The organism is Trebonia sp. (genome assembly GCF_030042015.1).
GTDB lineage: Bacteria > Actinomycetota > Actinomycetes > Streptosporangiales > Streptosporangiaceae > Trebonia.
In genome coordinates, this window is sequence record NZ_JASIAL010000399.1 from 1 (window position 1) to 9121 (window position 9121).

The 9121-nt window shown below is 71.2% G+C and carries 9 protein-coding genes; 4 read left to right on the plus strand and 5 right to left on the minus strand.

From position 1 onward, the window contains the following. The 5 genes from purF to purS form a co-directional block, all read right to left on the minus strand. On the minus strand, nt 1-1306 hold a 1306-nt coding region (gene purF / locus Q1N79_RS21665; RefSeq protein WP_300611752.1), incomplete at its 3' end, for an amidophosphoribosyltransferase. Then, entirely contained in the window at nt 1306-1689 is a 384-nt protein-coding gene (locus Q1N79_RS21670; protein ID WP_300611754.1) for a sterol carrier family protein, read from the minus strand. The genes purF and Q1N79_RS21670, both read right to left, overlap by 1 nt. A gap of 22 nt (nt 1690-1711) precedes the next feature. Beyond that, nucleotides 1712-3961: a phosphoribosylformylglycinamidine synthase subunit PurL gene (purL, locus tag Q1N79_RS21675; protein ID WP_300611756.1), complete on the minus strand. Its 2250-nt coding sequence runs from the start codon at nt 3959-3961 to the stop codon at nt 1712-1714. Next, nucleotides 3958-4629 carry a phosphoribosylformylglycinamidine synthase subunit PurQ gene (gene purQ / locus Q1N79_RS21680; RefSeq protein WP_300611769.1) on the minus strand — a complete coding sequence of 224 codons (672 nt, stop codon included), beginning with the start codon at nt 4627-4629 and terminating at the stop codon, nt 3958-3960. Before purQ ends, purL begins: the two co-directional genes overlap by 4 nt. A gap of 134 nt (nt 4630-4763) precedes the next feature. Next, the gene (purS, locus tag Q1N79_RS21685) at nt 4764-5009 is read right to left on the minus strand and encodes a phosphoribosylformylglycinamidine synthase subunit PurS (protein WP_300611758.1); all 246 of its coding nucleotides are present in this window, start codon (nt 5007-5009) and stop codon (nt 4764-4766) included. 154 nt (nt 5010-5163) lie between these two features. Between purS and pdhA the strand changes: the two genes are divergently transcribed. The 4 genes from pdhA to Q1N79_RS21705 all read left to right on the plus strand — a co-directional run. Further along, on the plus strand, nt 5164-6306 hold the full coding sequence (gene pdhA, locus Q1N79_RS21690) for a pyruvate dehydrogenase (acetyl-transferring) E1 component subunit alpha (RefSeq protein ID WP_300611760.1): 1143 nt from the start codon (nt 5164-5166) through the stop codon (nt 6304-6306). Further along, a complete protein-coding gene (locus Q1N79_RS21695) occupies nt 6306-7289 on the plus strand; it encodes an alpha-ketoacid dehydrogenase subunit beta (protein WP_300611763.1) in 984 nt (327 codons plus the stop codon). Before pdhA ends, Q1N79_RS21695 begins: the two co-directional genes overlap by 1 nt. A gap of 16 nt (nt 7290-7305) precedes the next feature. Further along, on the plus strand, nt 7306-8697 hold the full coding sequence (locus tag Q1N79_RS21700) for a dihydrolipoamide acetyltransferase family protein (RefSeq protein WP_300611765.1): 1392 nt from the start codon (nt 7306-7308) through the stop codon (nt 8695-8697). 30 nt (nt 8698-8727) lie between these two features. Next, the coding region (locus Q1N79_RS21705) for a rhomboid family intramembrane serine protease (protein ID WP_300611767.1) at nt 8728-9121 on the plus strand (394 nt) is incomplete at its 3' end.

Consider the following 9121-nt stretch of genomic DNA (forward strand, 5'->3'; position numbering starts at 1 on the left):
AACGGCAGATCTCGGGAACCGAGCAGCTGCCGGCGATGAGCTCAGCCCGCGTCGCGAAATCGATCCCGTAGAAACACGGCCACTTCACCGGCGGCGAGGCGATCCGGATGTGCACCTGGAGCGCCCCCGCCTCGCGCAGCATGGCCACGATCGCCCGCTGCGTGTTCCCGCGCACGATCGAGTCGTCGACAACGACGATCCGCTGGCCGGCGATCACGTCGCGCAAGGGATTGAGCTTCAGCCTGATGCCGAGCTGCCTGATCGTCTGGCTCGGCTGGATGAAGGTCCTGCCGACATAGGAGTTCTTCACCAGGCCCTGCCCGTACGGGATGCCGCTGGCCTCCGCGTACCCGATCGCGGCGGGGGTGCCCGACTCGGGCACCGGGATCACCAGGTCGGCGTCGGCCGGGTGCTCGCGTGCCAGCGTCCGGCCGATCTGCACCCGGGTGGCGTGCAGGCCGCGCCCGCCGATCGTGGTGTCCGGCCTGGCCAGGTAGACGTACTCGAACAGGCAGACCTTCGGCGCGGCCGCCGCGAAGATCCGCGACCGGACGCCCCGCTCGTCGAGCGAGATGAGCTCGCCGGGCCGGACCTCGCGCACGAAGGAGGCGCCCACGATGTCCAGCGCCGCGGTCTCGCTCGCCACGACCCAGCCCGCGGCCCCCAGCCGGCCGAGCACGAGCGGCCGGAATCCCTGCGGGTCGCGCGCCGCGTACAGGGTCTTCTCGTCCATGAAGACCAGCGAGTAGGCGCCCTTGACAAGCGGAAGGATGCGTGCCGCCGCCTCCGCGATGCCACCAGGCCCGGGCCCCCCCGCCGGTCCCTGCACGAACAGCTCGGTGAGCACGTCGGTGTCCGAGGTGGCCGCGAGCGTGCCGTGCCCGTTGCCGGGGGCGAGCATCGCGGCGAGCTCGCGGGTGTTGGTCAGGTTCCCGTTGTGCCCGAGGGCGATGGAAACCGTCGGGGTGGACCGGAAGGTCGGCTGGGCGTTCGCCCACACCGAAGAGCCAGTGGTCGAGTACCGGCAGTGCGCCACCGCGATGTCGCCGCGCAGCGCCCGCAGCGATGGCTCGTCGAACACCTGGGCAACCAGGCCCATCTCCTTGTGCACGACGATCCGGCTGCCGTCGCTGACGGCTATCCCGGCCGACTCCTGGCCGCGGTGCTGCAGGGCGTGCAGTCCGTAGTAGGCGAGCTTGGCGACGTCTTCGCCGGGCGACCAGACGCCGAACACGCCGCAGGCGTCCTTGGGCGGGCGGTCATCGGGATCAAGATCATCGGTAAGACGCCCGTCTGGCTTGGCCACTAAGCCAGTGTATTTGCTAAGGCCAGCGGAAGATACGCGGATAGATCAGCCCGCGTGCCGCTCGCCCGAAGTGCCCCGGAATCTACCGCCTCCGCCCAGCCGAGCCGCCCGGTCGCCAGCCGGAACCAGGTCAGCGGATCGGTCTCGATGACGTTCGGCGGGGTGCCCCGCGTGTGCCTGGGGCCCGCGACGCACTGCACCGCCGCGACCGGTGGCACCCTCATTTCCACCGAACGGCCGGGGGCGGCTGCCTCGAGCAGCTGCAGCAGGTGCCGGGCGGCGGACCTGAGCGCCGCCTGCGGCGGGTTCTCTCCGGCGTCGAGCGCGGCGCCTGCCGCCGCTACCGCGGCCGGGCCGTCGGGGTCGGGCTTGCGTGCTGGCACGAGAGTGACCGTACCGCTGCTGTCAGTCGAAGAGGGCCGGGAGCGTGGCTTCCCAGACCGAACGCAGCTCTGCGGTCGGGACGGCGAACACGCCCTCGACTGCCAGGGTGTCGCCGCCTGTGATACCGAGCACGCTCGCGGGAACGCCATGCTCAGCGCACAGGTTGGCGAACTCCTCCTCGGCCCCCTGGCAGACGGAGACGATCGCCCGCGCTGGGGACTCGCTGAACAGCTCGGTGAACGGGTCGCCGTTCAGGCCTACCTGGCAGCCGATGTTGCCGCGGAGGCAGGACTCTGCCAGGGCTATGGCCAGGCCGCCGTCGGACAGGTCGTGGGCGGAGGCTAGCACGCCTGCCGCAGCGGCGGTGGCGATGAGAGTCGCCAGGGCTCGTTCGGAAGCTAGATCGGGAGCGGGGGGGCGGCCGCCCAGGTGGGCGTGCAGGACATGTGCCCATGCGGACCCGCCGAATTCTTCCTTCGTGCTGCCGAGCAGCACGAGCCGGGCGCCGTCGGCGGTGAAGCCCGCGGGGAGCCTGCGCCGGACGTCCTCGTGCACGCCAAGCACGCCGATCACCGGGGTGGGGTGGATGGCGTTGCCGCCGGTCTGGTTGTACAGGCTGACGTTGCCGCCGGTGACCGGGATGGCGAGGGTCTTGCAGCCGTCGGCGAGACCGCGCACCGCCTCGGCGAACTGCCACATGACCGCGGGATCCTCGGGGGAACCGAAGTTCAGGCAGTTGGTCACCGCCACCGGCCGCGCCCCGGTCATCGCGACGTTGCGGTACGCCTCGCCGAGCGCGAGCTGGGTGCCCTGGTAGGGGTCGAGACGGCAGTACCGGCCGTTGCCGTCGGTGGCGAGCGCGATCCCGAGGTGGCCCTGCTCGTCGACCCGGAGCAGGCCGCCGTCGGCTGACATCGCCAGCACGGTGTTGCCGCGCACGTACCGGTCGTACTGCGCGGTCGCCCACGTCTTGTCCGCCAGGTCCGCCGAGCCGAGCAGGGCGAGCAGCGCCGCGCGCAGCGCCGGGCCGTCTTCGGGACGGTCCAGCTGTTCGGGACCGGCCGCCTGCAGCGCGTCCAGGTCGGCGGGGCGGGCCATCGGGCGGTGGTAGACCGGGCCGTCGGCGGCCGTTCGCGGCGGGATCTGGACGACCGTGCCGCCGCGCCAGGTCATCGTGAGCATGCCGTCGCCGGTCACCTCGCCGATCACGGTGGCCTCGACGTCCCACTTCTCGCAGACCCCGAGGAACGCTTTGACGTTGGCGGGCGTGACCACCGCCATCATCCGCTCCTGCGACTCGCTCATCAGGATCTCGGCCGGGCTGAGCGTCGGGTCGCGCAGCGGGATGTCGTCCAGCCTCACCCGCATCCCGCCGTCGCCGCCCGCGGACAGCTCGGTGGTCGCGCAGGCGACGCCGGCCGCGCCAAGGTCCTGGATTCCCTCGATCAGCCCGGCGGCGTACAGCTCAAGGCAGCACTCGACGAGGAGCTTCTCCATGAACGGGTCGCCCACCTGGACGCTGGGGCGCTTGGCCGAGGAGCTCCCGTCGCCGCCGAACGTTGCACTGGCCAGCACAGAAGCGCCGCCGACGCCGTCCGGGCCGGTCCGCGAGCCGAACAGGATGACCTTGTTGCCCGGTCCGCTCGCGACCGCGGCCTTGAGGTCGCGATGCCGCATGACGCCCACGCACAGCGCGTTGACCAGCGGGTTCCCGGCGTAGCAGGGGTCGAAGGCGAGCTCGCCGCCGATGTTCGGCAGGCCGAGGCAGTTGCCGTAGGACGAGATGCCGCTGACCACCCCAGGCAGCACGCGGGCGGTGTCGTGGGCGTCCGCCGGGCCGAACCGCAGCGCGTCCATGACCGCCACCGGCCGTGCGCCCATCGCGAGGATGTCCCTGACGATGCCGCCGACGCCGGTGGCCGCGCCCTGGTGCGGCTCGACGAACGACGGGTGGTTGTGGCTTTCGATCTTGAAGGTGACCGCGTAGCCCTGCCCGATGTCCACCACGCCGGCGTTGGCGCCGATGCCGGCGAGCAGCGCCCCGGACTGGCTCTCGTCGGGGGCGAGCGTGCGCAGGTGCACCTTGGAGGACTTGTACGAGCAGTGCTCGCTCCACATGACCGAGTACAGGGCCAGCTCGGCGGCGGTGGGCCGACGGCGCAGGAGCTCGCGGATCTTCGCGTACTCATCGCCGGTGAGGCCGAGTTCGGCGAACGGCTGGGCCAGCCCCGGGGTGCCGGCGGCGACCTCGATGGTGTCCTTGCCGCTCACCGCAGTGCCCCCGCGAAGGCCCGGACCACGGACGTAAAGAACCCGAGCCCGTCGGCGGACGGGCCGGTCAGCGGGTCGATGGCGTGCTCGGGATGCGGCATCAGGCCGACCACGTTGCCTTCGGCGCTGCAGATGCCCGCGATGGCGCGGGCGGCCCCGTTCGGGGCGTTGCCCACGTAGCGGACGACCACGCGCCCGGCCGCCTCGAACTCGTCGAGCGTGGCCTGGTCAGCGGTGTAGGCGCCCTCGCCGCTCTTCAGCGGTATCCGCACCAGCTGGCCTGCTCGGTAGCCGCTGGTCCACGGCGTCCGCGTGTTCTCGACCGTCAGCCCCACGTCGCGGGTGATGAAGCGCAGGCCGGCGTTGCGGGTCAGCGCGCCGGGCAGCAGGTGGGCCTCGCACAGGATCTGGAACCCGTTGCAGATGCCGAGCACAGGCAGCCCGGCCCTGGCGGCAGGGACGAGCTCCGCCATCACGGGCGAGAACCGGGCGATCGCGCCGCAGCGCAGGTAGTCGCCGTAGGAGAAGCCGCCGGGCAGGATGACCGCGTCGACGCCGCGCAGGTGCCGGTCGGCGTGCCACAACGGGACGGGCTCGGCCCCCGCGTAGCGCACCGCGCGGGCCGCGTCGGTGTCGTCAAGCGACCCGGGGAACGTGACAACGCCTATCCGCACGTCCGCAGCCTACCCGGCGGCGCCCCAGGCCAGCGAAACGTGGCGACGGACGGCGACCCGGCATGATGTGGGATAGAAAACCACCTTTTCTGGTGGTTTTCTATCCCACATCTTTGCGGCGCGGGCGGTTACTCCCCCTGGTGGAGGGCGAACTCCTCGATCACCGGGTTGGCGAGCAGTTCGCGGGCGAGCTCTTCCACGGCGGCCAGCGTGGTGCCGTCCGCGGGGCCGTCGATCTCGAGCTCGAACCGCTTTCCCTGGCGCACGGCGCTGACCTTGCCGAACCCCAGGCGGCGGGCTGCGCCGAGCACGGCCTCGCCCTGCGGGTCGTGAATCTCCGGCTTGAGCATCACGTCCACGATCACTTTGGCCACGTATCCTCCCAGGCAAACAGGGCATATATCGTCAGGTGAAAGGCGTCCGGCCACGGCAGCAAGCGCCCATGAAGCGTACAGCCACCGTGGCATCAAGGCCGGCAGGGCCGACGGTGGCAATCCCATCGCCGGGCCTAGCCGAAAGGAGTGGCACGTGACCGTCGAAACCGGCGGTGCGACCCTGGTCGCACCCAATGACACCGAGCTCATCCAGCTCCTTACTCCCGAAGGCGAGCGGGTCGACAACCCCAGCTACCCGCTCAGCGACGTAGACATCAAGGGCCTGTACCGCGACATGGTGCTGGTCCGGCGGTTCGACAGCGAGGCGATTTCCCTGCAGCGCCAGGGTGAGCTCGGCATCTGGGCCTCACTGCTCGGCCAGGAGGCCGCGCAGATCGGCTCGGGGCGCGCGCTGTCGCCCACGGACATGGCGTTCCCCTCGTACCGCGAGCACGGCGTGGCCTGGTGCCGCGGCCTGGACCCGGTGCGGCTGCTCGAGCTGTTCCGCGGCGTCAGCAACGGCAGCTGGAACCCGGAGCAGTACAAGTTCCACCTGTACACGATCGTCATCGGCGACCAGACCCTGCACGCCACCGGGTACGCGATGGGCATCAAGCGGGACGGCGCGGAAGACGAGGCGGTGATCGTCTACTTCGGTGACGGCGCCACCAGCCAGGGCGATGTGAGCGAGGCGTTCTCCTGGGCGTCCGTCTTCAACGCCCCCGTGGTGTTCTTCTGCCAGAACAACCAGTACGCGATCTCCGCCCCGCAGGAACGGCAGAGCCCGATCCCGCTGTACCAGCGGTCGCGCGGCTTCGGCTTCCCCGGGGTCCGGGTCGACGGCAACGACGTGCTCGCCTGCTACGAGGTGACGCGGCAGGCGCTGCGGGCAGCGCGCGAGGGCCAGGGCCCGACGCTGATCGAGGCGTTCACCTACCGGATGGGCGCGCACACCACCACCGACGACCCGACGCGGTACCGGCTGGCCAGCGAGCTCGAGACGTGGCGGCTGCGCGACCCGATCGAGCGCGTCCGCGCCTTCCTCGCCCGCACCGGCCTGGCGAATTCCGCGTTCTTCGACGAGGTCGAGGCGGCGGCGGCGAAGCTCGCCGCGCACGTCCGCGAAGGCTGCCGGGCGCTGCCTGACCCGCCGCCGCTGGCGCTGTTCGACCACGTGTACACGGGCGCGAACGCGATACTCGACGCCGAGCGCGCGCAGTACGCGGCCTACCTGAACGAATTCGACTGGGAGAGCCTGGCTGGCCTGCGCCAACAGGAAAGCGGGGCCGCGCGATGATGACCAAGCTCACGCTGTCCCGTGCGCTGAACGAGGGGCTGCGCCGGGCGCTCGAGGCCGACCCCAAGGTGCTGATCATGGGCGAGGACGTCGGCAGGCTCGGCGGCGTGTTCCGGGTGACGGACGGGCTGCAGAAGGACTTCGGCGAGCACCGCGTGCTCGACACGCCGCTCGCGGAGTCGGGGATCATCGGCACCGCCATCGGGCTGGCGCTGCGCGGCTACCGGCCGGTCTGCGAGATCCAGTTCGACGGCTTCGTGTACCCGGCGACCGATCAGATCGTCAGCCAGCTCGCGAAGATGCACTACCGGTCGCGCGGGCAGCTGACGCTGCCTGTCGTCGTCCGCATCCCGTTCGGCGGCGGCATCGGCGCGGTCGAGCACCACAGCGAGTCGCCCGAGGTCATCTTCGCGCACACCGCAGGGCTGCGGGTGGTCGCCTGCGCGGACGCGGCCGAGGCGTTCGCGATGATCCAGCTCGCGATCGCCTGCGACGACCCGGTGATCTTCTTCGAGCCGAAGCGGCGCTACTGGGACAAGGGCGACGTCGACCTGACCGCCCCGCCGGGCGCCGCGCTGCCCCTGGACAAGGCGCGCACCGTGCTCCCCGGAGACGACGTCACCCTGCTCACGTACGGGCCGCTGGTCCGTACCTGCGTGGAGGCGGCGACCGCCGCCAGTGACGAGGGCAAGTCCGTCGAGGTGATCGACCTACGCTCGCTGTCGCCGCTCGACATCGAGACGATCGCCGCCTCGGTATCGCGCACCGGCCGGTGCGTGGTCGCGCACGAGGCGCCGGTCTACGCCGGGCTCGGCGCCGAGATCGCGGCCCGGGTGACCGAGCGGTGCTTCTACGACCTCGAGGCGCCGGTGCTGCGGGTGGGCGGCTTCGCCACGCCGTACCCGGTCGCGCGGCTTGAGGAGCACTTCCTGCCGGACCTGGACCGGATCCTGGACGCCGTCGACCGGTCCTTCGCCTTCTGAGCCCGGGGAGTCCAGCATGAACAAGGAGTTCAGGCTCCCCGACGTCGGGGAGGGCCTGACCGAGGCCGACATCGTCTCCTGGCACGTCAAGCCGGGCGACGTGGTGGAGATCAACCAGGTCATCGTGGAGATAGAGACCGCCAAGGCGGTCGTCGAGCTGCCAAGCCCGTACGCGGGCACGGTCAGCGCCCTGCTGGTGACCGAAGGGCAGACCGTCGACGTGGGCACGCCGATCATCGCGGTCGACGTGCCCGGCACGGACTCCGGCCCGGGCCAGGCAGCCGGAGCCCCGCAGGCCGCGGCTCCGTCCGCCCCGGCCGAGTCCGCCCCCGCCGCGCCGTCCGCCCCCGCGGCCGCCGGGGAGGAACCCGCTGAACCCGGCCGGCAGGCGGTGCTGGTCGGGTACGGGGTCAAGCCGGGAGCGACGACCCGCCGCCCGCGCAAGGCGCCGCCCGCCACGCGGCCAGCCTCCTATCCGGCCACGCCGGGGCCGGCCCCCGGGAGTAACAGGGCCAAGCCCCCGGTGCGCAGGCTCGCCAGGGACCTTGGCGTGGACCTTGCCCTGCTCACGGGAAGCGGGCCGGAAGGTTCCGTGACCCGGGAAGATGTGCAGCGGGCGGCCGGAGAAGCAACGGCTCGTTCGGGATATGGAGTGGCGGGATCAGGCGACGGCGCGGCCGCCCTCGCTACGGCGGCCAGCCCGGGCGGGACCGAAGAGCGGATTCCCGTGCGGGGGGTGCGTAAGCACATCGCGGCCGCGATGGTGGCCAGCGCGTTCTCCGCGCCGCACGTGACCGAGTTCCTGCAGGTGGACGTCACCGACACGATGGCGGCCGTGCGGCGGGCGCGGGAGCTGCCCGAGTTCGGCGGGGTCAAGGTGTCGCCGCTGCTGTTCGTGGCCAAGGCGCTGCTCGTCGCGGTCGCCAGGCATCCCATGATCAACTCGTCGTGGGACGAGGCCGCCCAGGAGATCGTCGTCAAGCGCTACGTCAACCTCGGCATCGCGGTCGCGGCCGAGCGCGGCCTTCTTGTCCCCAACGTCAAGGGGGCGCACGCGCTGTCCCTTGCCGCGCTCGCGGCGGCGCTCGACGAACTGGCCGCCACGGCGCGCGCGGGCAAGGCGACGCCGGCCGACCTGTCGGGCGGCACAATCACGATCACCAACGTGGGCGTGTTCGGCGTCGATGCCGGAACGCCCATCCTGACCCCAGGGGAGGCCGCCATCCTGGCGTTCGGTCAGGTGCGCGAGGCACCATGGGTACGCGACGGCGAGCTGGCGGTGCGGAAGGTAACGACGCTATCGCTGGCCTTCGACCATAGGATCGTGGACGGAGAACTCGGCTCTGCGGTGCTGCGCGACGTAGGCTCGATGCTGGAAGATCCGGTCCGGATGCTCGCGTGGTCGTGAGCCCGGCGCACCGAGGGATAGGGATGCGGAATGTCGTGGCGGAACGTGCGCGACGCCCTGGTGCTGATGGGCGGCTTCATCGCGCTGATCTGGATCCTGCAGGTGTTCAACTGGGCCGACGGGTACCGGCTGGACCTGTCGTACGGCATCCTGCCGCACGACGTGGACCGGCTGCCGGAGATCTTCACCGCGCCGTTCCTGCACTTCTCCTGGCAGCACATCGAGGGCAACACGGTGCCGCTGTTCGTGCTCGGCGTGCTGGCGGCGTACCGGGGCATCAGGAAGTTCCTGCTGGTGACGCTCATCATCACGGTGGCCAGCGGGCTCGCGGTATGGCTCTTCCAGAGCTCGGGCGAGCTGACCGTGGGCGCCAGCGGGATCATCTTCGGATACTTCGGTTATGTGCTGATCCGCGGATTTTTCG